Source organism: Corynebacterium sp. HMSC065H09 (assembly GCF_001812845.1).
GTDB lineage: Bacteria > Actinomycetota > Actinomycetes > Mycobacteriales > Mycobacteriaceae > Corynebacterium > Corynebacterium jeikeium_D.
Genome location: NZ_KV810576.1, coordinates 112,222 through 130,091, shown reverse-complemented (window position 1 = coordinate 130,091; position 17,870 = coordinate 112,222). Strand labels below are relative to the sequence as shown.

Sequence of the window (17,870 nt, the reverse complement as noted above, 5' to 3'; positions counted from 1 at the left end):
ACCGAATCACTTTCGTTTTGTTCTCGTTGACCGAATTAGTTTCTAATCTTTATAGACCGTTTGGTCTACGTTGCATTGCAGGCAACATTAGACCGACCAGTCTGGCTAGTGCAAGCCGGGACACGCTCGGATACCTAGCGGACCCCCGCTTCGCCCACGCGGACACCGTTTTTCGCACCCACTTTGACACCTTCAGAAGCATCCTCGGCCCCGGCATCAACCGAAGCGGGTGATGGAGATCCAGAACTAGGCACATCAGCCGAGGAAGACTGAGAAGTCGGCTCAAGCTGGATCCGCTGACGAAAACCCGGAAGAGTGTCGTGCGAACGCGCCCACAGCACCAGCGCGACGACAACAAAAGCCCACACAAGCAGCACCGTTGCCAGCACGCCCCCAGAAACCAGCGACGAAAACAGAGTGCGAATATTCAGCCCCACCAACACGCCGCCGATCGCAATTCCAAGCAGCCGCGGATTAATGCGCCCCACCAGGTACGCAGCCAAGGGGGCCGCAATCACACCACCACACAACAAACCAATTACCGGTGCAGCATGCTGGGTGAATTCCTCCCGCAGCTTGGGCAAAAAGCCCAGTACAGCCGCCGAGGCAACGAGAAATTCCGCCGCAGAGACAGTACCGATAATCTTGCGCGGCTGGTCAGCCTCAGCGCCGAGCAAAGTTGAGGTGGTAACAGGCCCCCAACCACCACCTCCAGTGGAATCAAGCAGGCCACCAAAGAGCCCCAGCGGAGCGAGCTTCTTCGGCCCCCAGGCCTTCTTCTTGCGCTTAACACTGGCCAAAAAGGCGAAGCGGATAATCACCCACAGACCGAGGAAAAGCAAGATTGTCGAGGTCACAGGCGTCGCAGCATCACCGTCGAGATTCGCCAAAAAGGTCGCACCAATAAAGGCACCGATAGCACCCGGCACGCCAAGACTCAGCGCGCGTCGCCAGTCGACATTGCCGAATCGCCAGTGTGAAATACCGGAGGCCAGTGTCGTACCCACCTCTGCTACGTGAACCACCGCCGACGCAGTGGCAGCACTACTACCAGCGACAATAAACAGCGAAGTAGCGGTGACACCGAAAGCCATCCCCAGAGTGCCATCGACTAATTGCGCGCCAAGGCCGATTAGCACGAAGACTATGAGTTTTTCCATGACAAGCCCTTCCCCGCTTACCCAACCAGAGCCTGCCGTTGCCACGACGTCCGCACGACAAGCTCTTTTAGACCTCGTTCAGCAGAAGCAATACGCAGCAAAACCCTCTCAAGCCAAAGCAGTGATTCTTGCGGTGTTTTGTGTTTGCTTTTTGTAGACCAGTTTGTCTATATTCTGTTTCAGCAAGCATAGACCGATTGGTCTACGATAAGCAATCGCGACAAAGAAAACGTAGAAAAAGGATTCCACCCAATGACCAACGACCAGACTGCAGCCCAGAACACGGCCGCTTCCTCACTGCCCGATCTCGCCAACTCCACCACGCCGCTGCGTGTAGCCGTGGTTGGCTCGGGTCCGGCCGGTATCTACGCCTCCGACGCGCTGATGAAGTCCGGCCGCGATGTCGCCATCGACCTCTACGAGCGCCTTCCAGTGCCGTTCGGCCTCATCCGCTACGGTGTTGCGCCAGACCACCCGCGAATCAAGGGCATCATTAAGTCCCTCCACCGAGTGCTGGACAAGCCGCAGGTTCGACTACTGGGCAACGTGGACGTCGGCAAGCAGGTCAGCGTTGATGAACTGCGCCAGTTCTACGACGCCATCATCTTCGCCACTGGCGCGACCGGCGACCGTGATCTGAACATCCCGGGCTCGGACCTGCCGGAGCACTACGGCGCCGGTGAGTTCGTAGGTTTCTACGACTCCCACCCGGAGTTTGCTCGCGAATGGGACCTCTCTGCTGAGTCGGTCGCTGTGATCGGCGTCGGTAACGTGGGCCTCGACGTCGCCCGTATTCTCGCCAAGACTGCCGATGAGCTGCACGTCACCGAAATCGCCGACAACGTCTACGACGGCCTGGCAAAGAATGCCGCCCGCGAAGTCCATGTCTTTGGCCGTCGCGGTCCGGCTCAGGCAAAGTTCACTCCACTGGAGCTGAAGGAACTGGACCACTCTGACACCATTGAGGTTGTCGTGAATCCGGAGGACATCCAGTACGATGCCGCCTCCGAAACGTCCCGTCGCGAGTCCAAGATCACCGATCAGGTCTGTACGATTCTGGAAAACTACGCCATCCGCGAGCCAAAGGGCGCCCCGCACAAGCTCTTCATCCACTTCTTCGAGTCCCCGGTCGAAATCATCGGCGAGACCGGTGAGGATGGAGTACAGCATGTCAGCGCTATCCGCACCGAACGCACTGAACTCGACGGCGAGGGTGGCGTCCGTGGCACCGGCACGTTCACCGAATGGCCGGTCGGTGCGGTCTACCGTGCAGTCGGCTACCGCTCCGACGCAGTCACCGGCGTACCGTTCGACACCGGCACCCACACCATCCCAGATGCCGGCGGACGCGTGCTTGACGACGTCGACGGCAACCACATCCAGGGTCTGTACACCACCGGCTGGATTCGCCGTGGCCCGGTCGGGCTAATCGGTAACACCAAGGGCGACGCCAACGAAACTGTCGGCAACCTCATCGCCGACTGGGAGGCAGGCCGCCTGGTCGCACCTGCAAAGCCCACGCATAACGACGTCGACGAGTTCCTGGCCAACAAGGGCCTCCAGGTCACCACCTGGGAGGGCTGGCACGCACTCGACGCCGCCGAACGTGCAGCGGGCGAAGCCGAAGGCCGCGAGCGCAAGAAGCTGGTCGAGTGGGCCGACATGGTTGCGGCCTCCACGGTCGTCGCAAAGCAGCCAGATGCCGATGACGTGGCCGAAGCTGTACACGAAGCGGTTGTGGAGACTGTCGCCAGCTAGCGCGTCGGGTCTAACCGGGCAGTTGATTGTGCACGTCAGTCGGTCTTCGGATTAGAGTTAATACATGGCTTATCATGCAGACTCATCCAACCTGGACGTCAAGGAAGTTCTGACCTGGGAAGGCTTCGGCGTCGCCTCCCGTGAACTGGCACAGCAGATTGTCGATTCGGGCTACGAGCCGGAGATCATTATCGCCGTGGCCCGCGGTGGTCTTCTACCTGCAGGTGCACTCAGCTACACCATGGGCGTCAAGCTCTCTGACGCCATTAACGTCGAGTTCTACACCGACGTGGCGGAGACCCTACCGGATCCGGTTTTGTTGGAACCGCTGCTGGACATCGAGTCGATTTCCGACCGCCGTCTGCTGGTCGTTGACGATGTCGCAGACTCCGGTCGCACGCTGCACCTGGTGCTCGATCTGCTTAAGACCCACGGTGCGGAAGTACGCTCCGCTGTGCTCTACGGCAAGTCCCGCTCGGAGATTGCACCGGACTATGTCTGGAAGCACACCGATGACTGGATCGTCTTCCCCTGGTCGGCCGAGCCACCGGTACAGAAGTCCAAGTAGATCAAGTAGCTTACGCACCATAGCGGGCAAACAAAAAAGTGCGCTGCGGGGCCGGTTATGGCCGTACCGCAGCGCACACTAGGTCGTCGAACTAGCCCAGTTCGACGACCTTAATCTTTGATGCCGCCTCCGATGCACGCTCACGAGCAGCATCGACAGAATCCGCGGTTGAAACAGCAACGCCCATGCGGCGACGCGGGCCAGCGACCGGCTTACCAAAGATACGAATATCAGTCTCCGGAATAGCCATGGCCTCCGTCAGCCCGGTGTAACCCGGCTGCTCGATGTCAGCACCGCCGTAGACCACAGCGGAGGCTCCCGGGGACACCAGCGTGACGTCGATAGGCAGACCCAACACTGCACGCGCGTGCAGCTCGAACTCAGAGAAACGCTGGGTGCCCATGGTGACCATGCCGGTGTCGTGCGGACGCGGGCTGACCTCGGAGAACCACACCTCATCGCCGCGGACAAACAGCTCGACGCCGAAGATACCGCGACCGCCCAGCGCGTTGGTGATGCGCGCGGCGACAGAGCGCGCATTGTCCAGGGCGTTTTCACTCATGGCAGCCGGCTGCCATGACTCAACGTAGTCGCCGTCCTGCTGACGGTGCCCAATGGGCTCACAGAACCACGTTGCCCCCTCGCCGGTCTCCGGATCAACGGAGCGCACGGTCAGCAGCGTGATCTCGTAGTCGAAATCGACGAAGCCCTCCACAATGACGCGGCCGGACTCGACGCGGCCGCCACTCATGGCATAATCCCACGCGGCCTGGACATCCTCCGGCGAACGCAGCGTGGACTGCCCCTTGCCCGAGGAACTCATGACCGGCTTGACCACACACGGGAAGCCAATCTCATCGACAGCTGCGGTGAATTCATCAAAGCTGGAGGCGAAGTGATAGCGGGAAGTCGGCAGCCCAACCTCTTCCGCAGCCAGACGGCGAATACCCTCTCGGTTCATGGTCAGCTGAGTCGCCCGTGCGGTTGGAATAACGGTGACGTCCAGCGTCTCGTCTTCCTCAACCTCTTCCAGCACCTCGGTTGCCAGGGCCTCGATCTCGGGGACGATGAAGTGGGGCTTGACCTGGAGAATCAGATCCCGCAGTGCACTGGAATCCGACATATTCAAGACGTAGGCGTGGTGAGCGACCTGGTGTGCCGGTGCATGCTCGTAGCGATCGGCAGCGTGCACCTCAACGCCAAGACGTTGGAAAGCAATGGTCACCTCCTTGCCGAGCTCGCCAGAGCCGAGCAGCAGAACTCGCGTTGCTTCCGGCTGGTACGGGGTTCCGGTGACTTCAGGGGTGAACATCGAGATAAATTCGCTTTCGTCTACGGCACATACGCTGCGCAACCAGCAGCTGTTAAATTGATTGCCTCCAGCATACGACAGCGAGCTGATTCACCGCGGCGGGCACGGGCGGGAACCTAGCGCGGGAACACCCGCTGGAACTCAGCCAGCGCCACCTCACGGTCAGCGGCCAGGACAACATTCGCCACCGAACCGGCAGGATCTTCCACCACCTGTCCGCGGCGTGCTGGCTCATCTGCAAAGGTTCGCTTATCGACGCCCACGAGACGCATCTTCTCCACTTCCCCGGTCACCGCACCGACGGCCACCATCGCGGCAAAGAGGTCATGAACCTGCGCCTTGTAACCGACTCCAACTCCCTGGTGGAACTCAAAGTAGAACTTCAGTGAGCGACGCAGAACACGCAGTAGCTCCGGGTTCATACCGGCATCTCGCCAGGATTCAATCTCAGTATCACTAATGGTGATGGTCTCGGTGACATTGAGCGGAACCAGCGTCGGCACCGGCGCGCCTGCGGCGGTGGCGATGCTGCGCACGGCATCCTCCGGGCGCTCGACGGCCACAGCGCCCGCGGTGCCGAAGACCTCGATGACCGCGGTGGGGTCAACCCAGAAGTTCCATTCCGCAAACTCGGTAACGTTACCGTGGTACTCCACAGCACCACCCATAATGGTCACGCCGTCGAGCTCCCGCATGAGTTCCGGGTACTTCTTCAAAGCGGCCACGTAGGTGGTCATAGGGCCAGTGACCAGCAGGTGCACCTTCTCCCCCGTCGACCGTGCCTGCTCGATGACCTGGCGCCACAGCGCCAGCGGATCCGCCGCTCCTGCGCGCCCCGGTTCGTAGATGACGGCCGGTGGCGCCAGGTTGTAGCCCAGCCCGTACGGGCCATGAGTCTCAGGCGTGGTGGTCAGCTCACGGTCAGCGGGCCCCTCGAAACCGCTGACGACCGGAACCTCCGGACAACCACAAAGATTCAGCATGTACTTGGTATTACGGGCAGACCATGCCGCAGTGGTGTTACCACCTGCGCAGGTCACACCCACCAGCTCGATCTCGCCTGCGGTATGCAACCCCGCGAGGTAGACGAGAGCAAGACTGTCATCGATACCCGTGTCAACGTCGGCAAGCACTTTCAAACGCGTCATAAGGTCAAGTGTGACACGAAACACGCTCGGCCCGCAGAGCTAAACATGGGCAAAACAGGGATACAGACGAGTTTCCGCTGGTGCTGGCCGGGTTTACTAGTTCGTCGACATCGCTGCATCACCCACCGGAGCAGGCTCCGGCAGCGGCATATTCAGCTCGGCCAAGACCTCGCGCAGTCGCGTCGGGTAGTCGGTGATGATGCCGTCGACACCAGCGGCAATCTGCTCGCGCATGGTCTCCTTTTCGTTCACCGTCCATGGCACCACCTTCATGCCGGCCTCATGCGCACGGGAGATTAGCTCCGGCGTGGCGACCGGGTGGTAGTCAGCATCCGACGGTGTCTTGCCGTAAGGAATGCTGTGCGTCGGCGAGAGCACCTGCACGCCGAGCTGCTTGGCGGCCTCGATGATGTCGCCATTGACCTCGTCGTAATTGACATCGCCAATCCAAGGAGAATCCTTCTTCCAGGTGGTTTCGTCCCACAGCATGACCAGCGGAATCTCCGGGTTCCGTTCCGCGACCAGCGGCAACGAGCGCCAATCGAAGGATTGAATCATCACACGATCAGCCACACCCGCGCGGTCAATCTCGTCGAGAATCACATCGACGAACTCCTGCGGTTCTGCCGAGTCAGCGCGCTTTTCGCCCTCGATCTTGGTCTCAATGTTGAAGTGGATGTCCTGGTTATCCTTAGTCAGCTCGAACAGCTCCGGCAGGGTCATCATCCTATTGCCCTTGATTGGCTCCGCATCCGGGAAGTCCTCGAGCTTCTTGTCACAGACCAGGGTTTGTACCTGCTCATAGGTGAGATCATGTACGAGCTTGCCGACGTACGGGTACTGCGGGTCCCCCTCCGTCACTGGCTCGGTGTCCGAGCACTTGTCGTCTTGGATTTCCGGATCGTGCCAGACCATAGGCACGCCATCCTTCGTCAGGACGATGTCCAGCTCCAACGTCGTAACGCCCAGCTCCAACGAGTTGATCATCGCCTGCTTGGACTCCTCCGTCCACTCACCGCGACCACCACGGTGTGACTGCAGATCAAAACCCTCCGGCAGCTTAGCCATCGCAGCCGGCCGCACATTCGCGGCCGCATTCAGCTCAGCGACCTGCTGCTTTTCAAAGGTCTTCTCTTCGCTCGACGTAGTGCTAACCGCGCTTGCACTGCTTGACGACGATGCCGCGTCGTTGTCCGCATCATTGCTGCATGCTGCAATAGGAGAAATAGCAAACGCGCCCATAGCGATGGCCGCGATTGCGCGACGCGTGCCGTGGACGCGTGAATTCTGAGGCTGCTCGCTCTGCTTGGTCCGTTCGTCAAACATGGAGTCAGATGAGTTGCGAGAAGACATGGCCGGTGATTTTTCCTCTTTGGGCGTAGTATTAGCGACTTCATAGCGACGGCGCAGTACCGACAACACAGTGTCGACAAACTACCGTCGGAGGTTTACGGAACACAGAAATCTAGATGAAAACTGTGTGGCGCGCCACTACTTTAAAACGGCCTGACAGCACTCGCATCTGGAGAGAGTGCGGGGTGAGCGTTTAATTTCCCTCTGCTTTTGGAATCTCGCCTTCTTGAGCGACCTCTGACCCATCCCAGGAGTACGTAACGGGAGCGTTGTACTGGTCTTTAAAGGCGAAGGCACCGCCGTCTTCGATCATTTTATTGACATCGAAGAAATTGACGGTCACAGTTTTGCCATCGCCCTCGACCGAGTTGATTGTCTGCGGACCACCGGCGGTACCCACGTACTCGCCCTTATGAAACAGCAGCACTGCACCAGCGGTAGTTGAATGCGTAATTTCATTCTGTACTGCTGAGGCAAAGGTCAACTCGCTGGTGGTATCCCAGTTCGTATCGTCCGTGACTGTCCAACCGCTGCCATTGCCACCTTCCATTGAGTTCAGGTCGGCAACCGCTTCTTCGAAAGCCTCTTCCTGGGTTGGCGCAGAAGAACCCCCATCGGAGTCGTTGTCATCGACATCCGGATTGGGGGTATCTGCACTTTCACTGTCATCCTCGACAGTGGTGGTCGTAGTGATGGTCGTCGTTTCTTGATCTACCTGAGAAGCAGAGGTCGGTGCTGCGGTCTCATCAGTGGAGCAACCGGACAAAGCCACTACACCTGCGACCGCCGCGCTAACCAGCATCGACCCGCGACGAACTGAATGACCACTCATGGCTGGAACCTCTTCTGTTCTCTCAAGTTTTCTCAAGCACTGCGCTACGACGGAGCATTACTTTCTCATGTCCGACTCTGAATTGAGTTTACTTGGAAAAAATCAAGAGTCCCCGCGAGTGCCCAAGAATTCTCGAAAGCTCTCGAGAGTTCTCGGGAGCCGTTAGGAAGCGGGCTTCGCGCCGCCGGGAATCTTCCCCTCGTGAACGACGTGATCGCCGTTCCAGAAGAAGTGAACATTAGAGGTGAACTTGGCCACATCAGCGTTCGGCGCACCTGCGGCCTCCTGGGCCTCCCAGTCGTGGTAGATGACCGAGATGTTCTTACCATCAGGGGTCGGCGTCACCTTGTTGATGTGCTGAGGCCGGTCAGAGTCCGTACCAATGTATTCACCCTTGTGGAACATCAACAACACAGTGGAGGACTGAGCGTTACCCTGCTTGGCCTGATCTGCGAGAGCAAAGCTCAAATCGCTACACGGGCTGAAGTTGGAGGTGCCAGTGTACTTCCACCCATCATGGTTGTTCGGACGCTCCCTGTTGACCTTATCCAGGGCCGCCTGGATTTCAGGTGCAGCCGGGTTCGGGGTACAGCTATCCGCCTGCGCCGGAGCTGGAGCCGGTGCTGGTGCCGGAGCTGGTTTCGCCTGAGCCGCAGGAGCTGCAATTGCTCCACCTACTGCGGAGAAAACCATCGCGCCGGAAAGCACGGCGGAACTTGCCAGTCGTTGTACTCGGTGTCCTGTGTTTTGCATGAAAACCACACGCCTTCTGTCGTTTGGACTTCTGTCGTTGGACTACGCGGTGAGGCCTACGATACAAAAATGACTCTGGGATGCCAGGGGCAACTGACAATTCCCAGAGCCTTCGCGTGGTTAGCAAATGTTCTTTTTTACAGCAGCCAGCGGTTTCGGCACCGAAGATTTTTTATCTAACAGTTCGATAAAGCCGGGTCGAAAGCCGGACTATTTTCCGGTTAGTTCGCCACTGCCTCCAGGTTAAGTGTCCAGCGCTAGTTATCCAGCACGTCGTGAACAACGATGGTCTGGTCACGACCCGGACCAACACCGATGTAAGAAATGCGAGCGCCGGAGAGCTCCTCCAGTCGGTTCAGGTAATCCTTGGCCTTGTCCGGCAGCTCATCGAAGGTGCGGCAGCCAGTGATGTCTTCGTCCCACGCAGGCATGGTCTCGTAAATCGGGACAGCGTGGTGGAACTCCGACTGGGTGAGTGGCATTTCGTCGTGACGCACGCCATCAACGTCGTAAGCGACACAAATCGGAATCTCGCCGATACCAGTCAGGACATCCAGCTTGGTGATGAACAGATCCGTGAAACCGTTGACGCGCGCGGCGTAGCGAGCCAGCACCGAGTCGTACCAACCACAGCGGCGCTTACGGCCGGTGTTGACTCCGACCTCACCGCCGGTGGTCTGCAGGTACTCGCCCCACTTGTCGAACAGCTCCGTCGGGAACGGGCCAGCACCGACGCGGGTGGTGTAGGCCTTCATGATGCCCAGCACCGAAGTGATCTTCGTCGGGCCGATGCCGGTGCCCACGCAGGCACCACCAGCGGTTGGGTTCGAGGAGGTCACGAACGGGTAGGTGCCGTGGTCGACGTCGAGCATGGTGGCCTGGCCGCCCTCCATGAGGACGTGCTTGCCGGCATCCAAAGCCTGATTGAGCTCAAACTCCGAGTCGATAATCATCGGGCGCAGACGATCGGCGAAGCCCATGAAGTAATCAAAGACTTCATCCGGGTCGATAGCGCGGCGGTTGTACAGCTTGACCAGAATCTGGTTCTTCTGAGCCAGCGAAGACTCAATCTTCTGGCGCAGAATCGACTCATCCAGAATGTCCTGGACACGCAAGCCCGTACGGCCGACCTTGTCGGCATACGTCGGGCCGATACCGCGGCCAGTGGTGCCGATAGCGCGCTTACCCAGGAAGCGCTCGGTCACGCGGTCCAGCGTCTGGTGGTACGGAGCAACCATGTGGGCATTGCCGGAAACGCGCAGGCGGGAGGCTTTTGCACCGCGAGCTTCGAGGCCATCAATCTCGTCGAAAAGCGCCTCGAGGTTGACCACACAGCCGTTACCGATAATCGGCACAGCGTTTTCCGACAGCACACCCGCCGGAAGCAGCTTCAGCTCGTACTTCTCACCGCCGACGACAACGGTGTGGCCGGCGTTATTGCCACCGTTGGGCTTGACGACGTAGTCGACGCGGCCACCGAGAATATCGGTTGCTTTGCCCTTGCCCTCGTCGCCCCACTGGGCACCGACGATAATGATTGCGGCCATAGTCCTACTTCAACTCCTGGGATTGCAGACGACGCATTAGAGTGTAGTCCTATGCGTATTGTTGTGCTGCAGTGTGGCCCCGATGTACCCGCGTTTCCCCAATTGCTCCGCCAATCATGGTCTACATCAGCACCGTCCACACCATCAGCACCAGCTACTCCGGCACCACCCGCCTATGCGCTTCACGACGTCGCGATGATCCCCACCCGCAAGGAGCTGGCTTTCATCGACGACCTGGCCAAGGACGTACTGCCTGTCGATACAGCTCCGACGCCGGAGGAAATCTCCAAGCAGAAGAAAGTCGACCACTTAGGCGCTCCGCAACCCGCTCCGCAAAAGCCGAGCGAGCCGTTACGAATTGTGGTCGTTGGCACCGACGCGGCACTGGCTACCGTGGCAACCTACCTGATGCGCAAGAACCTCCTGTGGATTGAAGTGGCACATGTCCCCACCGCACCGTCGACCGCGGCCAAAAACTGGGGCATCGAAGGAGGAGAAGGGCTCGATGCGGCGACCGCGCTCACACGCCCGACGACGCCAGTGCCGCTGATTCGCGATGACACCGGCCACGCAATTGTTGGTTACGCCCTACTGACAGAGCCGGGAATTACCGGAGTGTCCTCGGCAAACGGGTTTACTGGCGAGGTCTATGTCGACGAGCATCAGATGTTCTCCGGCACATCCACCGGCCTGCAGATTCGCCCTACCCCCGACGCCCCGGGCATCGTTGCGGCCGAAGTTCCGGCTCCGGAAGCGGAAATCGGTAACGAGGATGGAGGCAACAAAGGCCTGCTGAGCCGACTCGGATTGGGGCGCGGTGGCCGTCGTAAAGCGAAAGAAGCCCCGGCCCGCGAGCTACACCGTCCGATGACGGGTCGGGCAGTTCAAGTTGGTGGCCTGGGCTTCCGATATGTGCGCGATGGAGTCGAGTCTCGAAAGCCGCGAGAGAAGACAACTCTGTACCGACACCTTCGCGACTTGCAGATTGTGCACTAACTGCGTCGGGGCAATAGCCACGGTCTGCCCGTGAGAAAGTGGCGTGCATGAAAGTGGCCTGCGCGATAGCTCGAGTACAGATAACATTTGGGTGTTAAAGCCCCTGCCCGCCACTGCCTCGATAGGACAGCATCATGACTGACAACACCCCACGGCTACGCGCTGGCGACCAAGCCCGCCACACTGCGCTGGAACGCTTGGAATGGGCATTCCGCGATGGCCAGATTGACTTTGCGGAACTGCAGGAGCGCACCGAGAAAGCCCAAAAGGCAACGTACATTGATGAGTTGCCCACATTGACACAGGACTTGTCGCTGCCCGCGAACCTGGCCGAGCCGACTCCACATGCGCACCCAAACCCTAACCTGCGCCCGAACCTGCACAGCGTCCCGGACGAGCACCATTCAGTGGCACCGAATGCAGCCAGCAATCATCAACCAGCCCGGATTGATAGCTCCGCCGCGGCAACTGGTTCGAAGCTCTCCATCGGCATCTTTGGCGGCACCGACAAGAGAGGCCCTTGGACGTGCGCTCCCACGCACACCACGGTGGCGGCCTTCGGCGGGACTGGCTTGGATTTCCGCGAGGCCATCCTTACCGCGGAAACCACTGTCGTCAACATTGGCTGCGCCTTCGGTGGAGTCGACGTCATTGTCCCCGACCACTACCAGGTTGATGTCGACGTGCTGCCCATCTTCGGAGGCACGGATGTTACTGGAAACCCGGGACGTAACCTTCCTGCTCCTGGCGCAGGACAGGCTCCGAAGATTATTGTGCGCGGCTTCGTCGCTTTCGGTGGCGTCGAGGTCAAGCGCGTACCGCACTAGAGCACGCTGCAGTAGCACGTGGGCAGTAGCATGTGCGCCGGAGCACGTGGGCAGTAACCGCCTGGCGCCTAGCGAGCCACTACTCGCCCACGCCTCACCGGCTACTCGTCCCATACCTCCGGTGGCATTGCTGGGAACGGCGTCGTCGGCGGCAGCGTTGCCACAGCTGAACGTCTGGACAGGCCACACACCTGCAACAGGTCCACCACCAAGGAGCGGGACTGCGCAAACACAACCTGTTCCGACAGCGTTGCGTCCTCGATCACGCGCGGGTGCATTTTCGCCGCTAGACGACGCAAGTACCGAACCACGTCTTCAAGCTTGACCTCTCCGGATCCCTCGGAAAGCTGAGCGATAGCGATGTCGCCGGACTCGAAAGGCAACTCGCCCCACTCTGGGATTCGGCGCACGGCGGCTTCGTCGTCAAGCACATGACTGACCAGACGCGTACCTTCAGACACGCCGAGAACAAGTGCGCACAGTTCGGACGAGAAGTCGATGTGGTCCTCACGTGCTGTGATAGCGCGACGCGCGAGCACACGGATGTTGCGCATGGCGTTGTCGACGGGATGAACCATACGTGACAGCGAGTGGATTCGATCCCGGGAGCGCCAGAGCAACGGCGAGATACGGACCTGCTCGCCCGCGTCGGCGACAGTGCGGTCCATCAGCGAGACTTGCGCCTGCATGGAGCGCACCACGCTCAGTGCGGTGCGGATGCGATCGGTGTCGCCCTCTTTCATGCCGATGCCGATGTCATAAAGTACATCTGCACCCATGTCGAGGACCTTGGCCACCTTGCGGCGAGCACCCGCCAGCGGGCTTCGCGGCAATATCATGAGCACAATAATGCCCACCACACCACCGACGAGAGCATCGATCATTCGGTAATAAGAACCAGCGGTGCCCGGCGGAATAATGGTGGCGATGAGCACGGCTGAAGATGCCGCTTGGTTGACCACAAGCGGTCCTCGACCGACAAACACACCGATGACCATGGCGACGAACACACCGACGGTCAGCTGCCAGATACCCGAGCCGAGGATGGAGATAATCACATCACCAATGCCGACTCCCAACGAGGCACCGAGCACCAACTCCACAGAGTGCTTTAAGCGAGGACCTGCGGTCATCACGTTGAGGCTGATGAAAGCGGCCATCGGCGCGAAGAACGGGTTGGGGTGCCCCAGTACCTCAAGTGCGAACCAGTAGGCCAACCCAGCGGCTAACGTGGCTTGGACAATGAGCATCCAACGGGAGCGCACACGGTCAATCGCATGGAGGAAACGCGTGCGGGGCCTCACTTTCTGACGCAACTTGTTTGCTGCGCGGGAGGCCGGATGTAGGTACGTATTGCGAAAATCTTGGAAATCCGGGCGCGGATTATCCTCGACGAATTGCGTTTCCTTAGCTTCGACGAGGTCGTCGACATGCGCGGGAGCAAGGTCCTCTAGATTCCTGGCAGCTGCGGCATCCTTATCTTCCCCACCAGCTATGCCAGCCATGCCGAAGTCACCATCCTCATGTAAAAAACTGTGCGCTTTTTATGTACCCGTTGTGCTGTTGTGCACTCTTATGTGCCCGCTGAATCTCTGTGCGCGATTAAAGACCCAGTTCTGGCAACGCGGATTCATCACTGTCACGCAGCAACGCCATCATGCGATCGAATTCATCATCCTCGCCGATAGCCTTAGCAGCCTTAGCCAACGCTGCGAAGGCGCGGAGCACACCACGATTCGGCTCGTGCTCCCACGGAATGGCTCCGAACCCCTTCCAGCCGTTTCCACGCAGCAGGTCCAGACCGCGGTGGTAACCAGTGCGAGCGAAGGCATAGGCCTGAATCTCCTGGCCCTCGGACAAGGCGCTTTCAGCCAAATCCGCCCAAGCCTGGGAATCGCGCGGGCATGCGCGAACCACGGCCTCCGGGCTTGCGCCACCGTTGCGGGCAGCAACGGCCTCGTCAAGAACGGGGAGCTTCACGGGAGCAGGAGCCATCATGTCATTGAGTTTCATGCGTCCTATTGTGCCAGGCATCACGTGGCGATGGCAGGGGCTCAGTAGGTGACTCCCTGTTGGCAACGGCGGGCACAGCGCGGTGGGACAACGTCGGCAAGCGCCAGATGACGACCAACTAGCGTTCCCCGACTACTCCGGGCAGCTCGGCTTCGTCGAATCCAACGACTCACCATTTTCCAGCTTGGTCGCAACAAAATCGGCCACTCGGGCGCACGCTTCCATCAGCATCCAACCCGACAGTTGGACAGAGAGGTCACGCTCCTTAATCGCCGAACCGCGAACCGCGCCACCGACTGATTGCGCAACCGAACCGCCCTGTGGGAACTGAGCATTATCGTTCCAATCTGCGGGGAAAAGCGGCAGGCCATCAACCTCGAGGCGGTGGTACCAGCACTTCTCCCCCGAAGCCAGAACCAGTCGGCGAGCAATGCGAGCTGCCGCGCGATTCATGCGATTGTCTCCAGGCAAACGCACCGCCGCATCGGCGAGGTATCGCACCAGGATGCCGTTGAACAGACCACCATCGCCGCCACCGGCACCGGCGATAACATTGTCGGTGGTCGCCAAATCCTTTGCCACCGCGTGGATGAGGTTTTGCACGCGCGTGAAATACTTCGTCGCCTGTTCACGCTGGCCGTGCGCCCGAAGCGCAAGTCCCACTTCGAGGCAAGCGCCAATCATGACACCCTGGTTGTACGTAAACATGCCCTTCTGCACGACGGCACCTGCCATGGACAAGCGAATGCCGTCGTAGAGCAGCCCTGAGTCCGACAGGAGGTTGGCGTAAACCCAATCGATAAGTTCCTCTGCCTCCTTGATACGACCAGCCCGGGCCAGAGCGATGGCTGCAGGACCGTTCGAGGGGACGTTGAAAAAGAGGTCCTGCTCACGCCACGGCAGCACACCCGTGGACTCCTGCCGACCATCGCCCAAGCATGAAATCAGCCGTGCTGTCGTCTTCTTGGGCACCGATGCGCCGAGGACAGCGTCGGCACGCCCGAGCGCCAACGCCATCCACGCGCGATCGTCGTAGTACTTGTTCTTGGTCAGCAGCGTGAGGTTGCGAATGCGGATACCCCGAGTGGTCTGGCGGATAGCGCGGTACTTCTCCTTAGAAGGCACGCGCTTGGCTGCGTCTACCAGGCAGTCGAGATACTGCGCCTGCCACCAGTAATGCCAGTTGATGAAGACCTTATGTCGCAGCGGCGCGGGCCAGGAAGCCATTGCCAAATTCGTGCCCGGAAGACCCCACAGCTTCGCCGCATGACGGTTGCGAATCGCCTGTTCAGCCACGTCCGCACGATAGGCCCACGTTTCGGCCTCCGGACGCGACATTTTTAGAACCACTGGCTCTCCTTAAAACGGCTGTGAAACAGCTCTAAAACAGCCTTCGAAATAAAACACCTAAGCAGACAATTACCAGGCCGCGGTGATATCTGCATGAGTACGAATCCAAGAGTGCATGGCAATACCCGCCGCTACCCCCGCATTTATCGAACGCGTCGAGCCAAATTGGGCAATCGACACCGTCAAATCCGCCGACTGCTGTGCTTCTTCAGTCACTCCCGGCCCCTCCTGGCCGAAGAGCAAAAGACAACGCTCGGGCAACTCAACGGTTTCGATGGGTACGGAGCCCGGCACATTGTCCACGGCCACGACAGCCAAATCATGCTCGCGCGCCCAGCTAATGACCTCCGACACCGTCTCGTGGTGCAGCAAGTGCTGGTAGCGGTCAGTCACCATCGCGCCGCGACGATTCCAACGCTTGCGCCCCACGATGTGCACGGCCTCCACCAGGAAGGCATTTGCGGTGCGTACCACGGTGCCAATGTTGGAGTCATTCTCAAAATTCTCGATGGCGATGTGCAACGGATGACGACGCTTATCCAGCTCCGCGACGATAGCCTCCATCGTCCAGTAGCGGTAGGCATCGACGACATTACGTCGGTCGCCCTCATCCAGAAGCTGCTCATCGTATTCTGGGCCGGTCGGCCGGGGTTCGTTCGGGTGCTCCTGCTCCCACGGCCCCACCCCGACACGAGCCTCAAACCATTCCGTCGGCCCCTTCCCGGGCTCAGGCGCGGTCAAGAGCCAACAGCCCCTCGACCAGGAACAACTGCGCCACGGTGTAGGTGTCCATCACTGCCGCATTCAGAAGCTTGCCGACGACGCCCTCCTCCGCAAACATCTTTCGAGCCATCAGTAGCGTGTCGGAGACGAGGAACAGGTTGCCACCGTGGCCGAGGCCGTAGGCGGCATCGGCAATCGGTAGGCCGGTCTGCTCATCAGTACCGACAGCACCGGCACCCTCCAGCAGCGCCGGGTCATCGGCCAGTGCGGAGGTCACAGCCAGCAGCGGACCGTAGCCAACAGCAGCGGGCAGCGCCTCGGGCTTTACAGCACCGACCAGCGGTACCGAACCAGCCCACAGTGGGAAGCGAATGGCAGCACGCAGCGCGCTAATCCGAGCTCCGGCACGCCACAGCAGCACGTGGTAGGCAACCTGGTTAACTGCGAACGGCACAGAACCGCGGTTCAGGTTCGGCTTATTCGGCATGAGAATCAAGTCGCCCAGCCAACCGCCGGCGAGGCCGATGAGCAGGGTGGTCGTCGTAAAGCGAGACGTCTCGTGGCGACGGCGCCAAACATTGGCCGCCAACAGTGGCATGAGGACAGTCTTGGAAACTCGACGTGGAGTCTCCCAGCCGAAGGCACTGGAGACAACGTTGACCGCACTGGCGGCGATATAGCCGGCACGTTCTGGGGCACGGCGGGTGTCGGAGCTTGCGCTGGCGATACCGACGAGTGCGCCGAGGCCCTCGCCCGTGCGACGCACAAACATGTCAGCGACGGTTTCCTTGGTGCCGGGAAGTTTGGTCGTGGTGAGCTTGGACAGGAGTCCTGCGCGCTTGGTGGTCATGGGGATGTTCCTCTTTCGTGGGACTGCGTTGGGGCGGTGAGCTGGGTGAGGCTCGGCGAGCAGGGTGAGGCTCGGCGATAGCTCTAGCGCTCAGATTCTTAGGCCAGACCCAAGTCATCCAAACCGAGCAGGTAACGGTAGTCCAGGCCTTCAGCCTTGATGACCTCGTCGGCGCCCGTCGCGCGGTCAACCACCGTGGCGACACCGACAACCTCAGCACCGGCCTCACGTAGTGCAGCGACGGCGGTCAGCGGAGAGTTGCCCGTGGTGGTGGTGTCCTCCACAACCAGGACCTTCTTGCCTACAATGTCCGGTCCCTCGATGCGGCGCTGCATGCCGTGCTTCTTGGCTTCCTTACGCACCACAAAGGCATCAATTGGACGCCCTTCGGCGTGCATGACAGAGGTAGCCACCGGATCCGCGCCAAGCGTCAGACCACCGACGTGCGCGTAGTCCCAGTCTCCAGTGAGCTCTCGTAGCAGAGAACCAATCAGACGCGAGGCCTCATGATGTAGAGTGGCGCGGCGCAGGTCAACGTAGTAATCAGCCTCACGTCCAGACGACAGCGTGACCTTGCCATGAACAACCGCCAGCTCCTTGACCAGCTCGGCCAAACGCTGCAGCTTCTCCTGATTGACATTGCTCGTGTGGATGCTCATCTGAGGTTGTCTCCTAAATAA

General features: G+C 59.9%; 17 protein-coding genes. 4 read left to right on the top strand and 13 right to left on the bottom strand.

What is annotated here, in order from left to right; all coding sequences use genetic code 11:
* Positions 1 to 134: 134 nt before the first annotated feature.
* Positions 135 to 1,160 (bottom strand): sulfite exporter TauE/SafE family protein, encoded by a 1,026-nt coding sequence (locus tag HMPREF2878_RS01815; protein WP_049169877.1) that lies wholly within the window; start codon positions 1,158 to 1,160, stop codon positions 135 to 137.
* Positions 1,161 to 1,412: 252 nt separating this feature from the next.
* Here HMPREF2878_RS01815 and HMPREF2878_RS01810 point away from each other — a divergent pair, with 252 nt between their 5' ends.
* Entirely contained in the window at positions 1,413 to 2,918 is a 1,506-nt protein-coding gene (locus HMPREF2878_RS01810) for an FAD-dependent oxidoreductase (RefSeq protein WP_049169875.1), read from the top strand.
* A gap of 64 nt (positions 2,919 to 2,982) precedes the next feature.
* Entirely contained in the window at positions 2,983 to 3,486 is a 504-nt protein-coding gene (locus HMPREF2878_RS01805) for a phosphoribosyltransferase (RefSeq protein WP_016421536.1), read from the top strand.
* 91 nt (positions 3,487 to 3,577) lie between these two features.
* Here the strand turns inward: HMPREF2878_RS01805 and purT are convergent, their stop codons facing one another.
* The 6 genes from purT to HMPREF2878_RS01775 form a co-directional block, all read right to left on the bottom strand.
* Positions 3,578 to 4,798, bottom strand: coding sequence for a formate-dependent phosphoribosylglycinamide formyltransferase (gene purT, locus HMPREF2878_RS01800; protein WP_049169873.1), 1,221 nt, complete (start codon positions 4,796 to 4,798; stop codon positions 3,578 to 3,580).
* A gap of 116 nt (positions 4,799 to 4,914) precedes the next feature.
* The gene (locus HMPREF2878_RS01795; protein WP_049169871.1) at positions 4,915 to 5,946 is read right to left on the bottom strand and encodes a nucleoside hydrolase; all 1,032 of its coding nucleotides are present in this window, start codon (positions 5,944 to 5,946) and stop codon (positions 4,915 to 4,917) included.
* Between the two features lie 96 nt (positions 5,947 to 6,042).
* Complete coding sequence (locus tag HMPREF2878_RS01790) at positions 6,043 to 7,299, bottom strand: glycerophosphodiester phosphodiesterase family protein (RefSeq protein ID WP_049169869.1); 1,257 nt, start codon at positions 7,297 to 7,299, stop codon at positions 6,043 to 6,045.
* 193 nt (positions 7,300 to 7,492) lie between these two features.
* Positions 7,493 to 8,131 (bottom strand): LppP/LprE family lipoprotein, encoded by a 639-nt coding sequence (locus HMPREF2878_RS01785; RefSeq protein WP_048734507.1) that lies wholly within the window; start codon positions 8,129 to 8,131, stop codon positions 7,493 to 7,495.
* Positions 8,132 to 8,293: 162 nt separating this feature from the next.
* Positions 8,294 to 8,884: an LppP/LprE family lipoprotein gene (locus HMPREF2878_RS01780; RefSeq protein ID WP_049169864.1), complete on the bottom strand. Its 591-nt coding sequence runs from the start codon at positions 8,882 to 8,884 to the stop codon at positions 8,294 to 8,296.
* A gap of 257 nt (positions 8,885 to 9,141) precedes the next feature.
* Positions 9,142 to 10,431 (bottom strand): adenylosuccinate synthase, encoded by a 1,290-nt coding sequence (locus HMPREF2878_RS01775; protein ID WP_016421542.1) that lies wholly within the window; start codon positions 10,429 to 10,431, stop codon positions 9,142 to 9,144.
* A gap of 51 nt (positions 10,432 to 10,482) precedes the next feature.
* Here HMPREF2878_RS01775 and HMPREF2878_RS01770 point away from each other — a divergent pair, with 51 nt between their 5' ends.
* A complete protein-coding gene (locus tag HMPREF2878_RS01770; protein ID WP_224784293.1) occupies positions 10,483 to 11,427 on the top strand; it encodes a hypothetical protein in 945 nt (314 codons plus the stop codon).
* A gap of 134 nt (positions 11,428 to 11,561) precedes the next feature.
* The gene (locus HMPREF2878_RS01765; protein ID WP_049169860.1) at positions 11,562 to 12,254 is read left to right on the top strand and encodes a DUF1707 SHOCT-like domain-containing protein; all 693 of its coding nucleotides are present in this window, start codon (positions 11,562 to 11,564) and stop codon (positions 12,252 to 12,254) included.
* 101 nt (positions 12,255 to 12,355) lie between these two features.
* Here the strand turns inward: HMPREF2878_RS01765 and HMPREF2878_RS01760 are convergent, their stop codons facing one another.
* From HMPREF2878_RS01760 to pyrE, 6 genes are all read right to left on the bottom strand, one after another.
* Positions 12,356 to 13,759 (bottom strand): FUSC family protein, encoded by a 1,404-nt coding sequence (locus tag HMPREF2878_RS01760; RefSeq protein ID WP_005510217.1) that lies wholly within the window; start codon positions 13,757 to 13,759, stop codon positions 12,356 to 12,358.
* A 97-nt stretch (positions 13,760 to 13,856) separates the two neighbouring features.
* Positions 13,857 to 14,267 carry a DUF3151 domain-containing protein gene (locus tag HMPREF2878_RS01755; protein WP_016421545.1) on the bottom strand — a complete coding sequence of 137 codons (411 nt, stop codon included), beginning with the start codon at positions 14,265 to 14,267 and terminating at the stop codon, positions 13,857 to 13,859.
* A gap of 132 nt (positions 14,268 to 14,399) precedes the next feature.
* The gene (locus HMPREF2878_RS01750; protein ID WP_049169856.1) at positions 14,400 to 15,617 is read right to left on the bottom strand and encodes a glycoside hydrolase family 76 protein; all 1,218 of its coding nucleotides are present in this window, start codon (positions 15,615 to 15,617) and stop codon (positions 14,400 to 14,402) included.
* A gap of 69 nt (positions 15,618 to 15,686) precedes the next feature.
* The gene (locus HMPREF2878_RS01745) at positions 15,687 to 16,358 is read right to left on the bottom strand and encodes a TrmH family RNA methyltransferase (protein ID WP_070429389.1); all 672 of its coding nucleotides are present in this window, start codon (positions 16,356 to 16,358) and stop codon (positions 15,687 to 15,689) included.
* A complete protein-coding gene (locus tag HMPREF2878_RS01740) occupies positions 16,345 to 17,190 on the bottom strand; it encodes a lysoplasmalogenase family protein (RefSeq protein ID WP_016421548.1) in 846 nt (281 codons plus the stop codon). Before HMPREF2878_RS01740 ends, HMPREF2878_RS01745 begins: the two co-directional genes overlap by 14 nt.
* A gap of 98 nt (positions 17,191 to 17,288) precedes the next feature.
* Positions 17,289 to 17,849 carry an orotate phosphoribosyltransferase gene (gene pyrE / locus HMPREF2878_RS01735; RefSeq protein WP_049169851.1) on the bottom strand — a complete coding sequence of 187 codons (561 nt, stop codon included), beginning with the start codon at positions 17,847 to 17,849 and terminating at the stop codon, positions 17,289 to 17,291.
* Positions 17,850 to 17,870: the final 21 nt, after the last annotated feature.

Excerpts from the sequence above, each read along its gene's own strand:
- HMPREF2878_RS01815 (WP_049169877.1), bottom strand. The coding sequence starts at position 1,160 with ATGGAAAAACTCATAGTCTTCGTGCTAATCGGCCTTGGCGCGCAATTA.
- HMPREF2878_RS01810 (WP_049169875.1), top strand. The coding sequence starts at position 1,413 with ATGACCAACGACCAGACTGCAGCCCAGAACACGGCCGCTTCCTCACTG.
- HMPREF2878_RS01805 (WP_016421536.1), top strand. The coding sequence starts at position 2,983 with ATGGCTTATCATGCAGACTCATCCAACCTGGACGTCAAGGAAGTTCTG.
- purT (WP_049169873.1), bottom strand. The coding sequence starts at position 4,798 with ATGTTCACCCCTGAAGTCACCGGAACCCCGTACCAGCCGGAAGCAACG.
- HMPREF2878_RS01795 (WP_049169871.1), bottom strand. The coding sequence starts at position 5,946 with ATGACGCGTTTGAAAGTGCTTGCCGACGTTGACACGGGTATCGATGAC.
- HMPREF2878_RS01790 (WP_049169869.1), bottom strand. The coding sequence starts at position 7,299 with ATGTCTTCTCGCAACTCATCTGACTCCATGTTTGACGAACGGACCAAG.
- HMPREF2878_RS01785 (WP_048734507.1), bottom strand. The coding sequence starts at position 8,131 with ATGAGTGGTCATTCAGTTCGTCGCGGGTCGATGCTGGTTAGCGCGGCG.
- HMPREF2878_RS01780 (WP_049169864.1), bottom strand. The coding sequence starts at position 8,884 with ATGCAAAACACAGGACACCGAGTACAACGACTGGCAAGTTCCGCCGTG.
- HMPREF2878_RS01775 (WP_016421542.1), bottom strand. The coding sequence starts at position 10,431 with ATGGCCGCAATCATTATCGTCGGTGCCCAGTGGGGCGACGAGGGCAAG.
- HMPREF2878_RS01770 (WP_224784293.1), top strand. The coding sequence starts at position 10,483 with ATGCGTATTGTTGTGCTGCAGTGTGGCCCCGATGTACCCGCGTTTCCC.
- HMPREF2878_RS01765 (WP_049169860.1), top strand. The coding sequence starts at position 11,562 with ATGACTGACAACACCCCACGGCTACGCGCTGGCGACCAAGCCCGCCAC.
- HMPREF2878_RS01760 (WP_005510217.1), bottom strand. The coding sequence starts at position 13,759 with ATGGCTGGCATAGCTGGTGGGGAAGATAAGGATGCCGCAGCTGCCAGG.
- HMPREF2878_RS01755 (WP_016421545.1), bottom strand. The coding sequence starts at position 14,267 with ATGAAACTCAATGACATGATGGCTCCTGCTCCCGTGAAGCTCCCCGTT.
- HMPREF2878_RS01740 (WP_016421548.1), bottom strand. The coding sequence starts at position 17,190 with ATGACCACCAAGCGCGCAGGACTCCTGTCCAAGCTCACCACGACCAAA.
- pyrE (WP_049169851.1), bottom strand. The coding sequence starts at position 17,849 with ATGAGCATCCACACGAGCAATGTCAATCAGGAGAAGCTGCAGCGTTTG.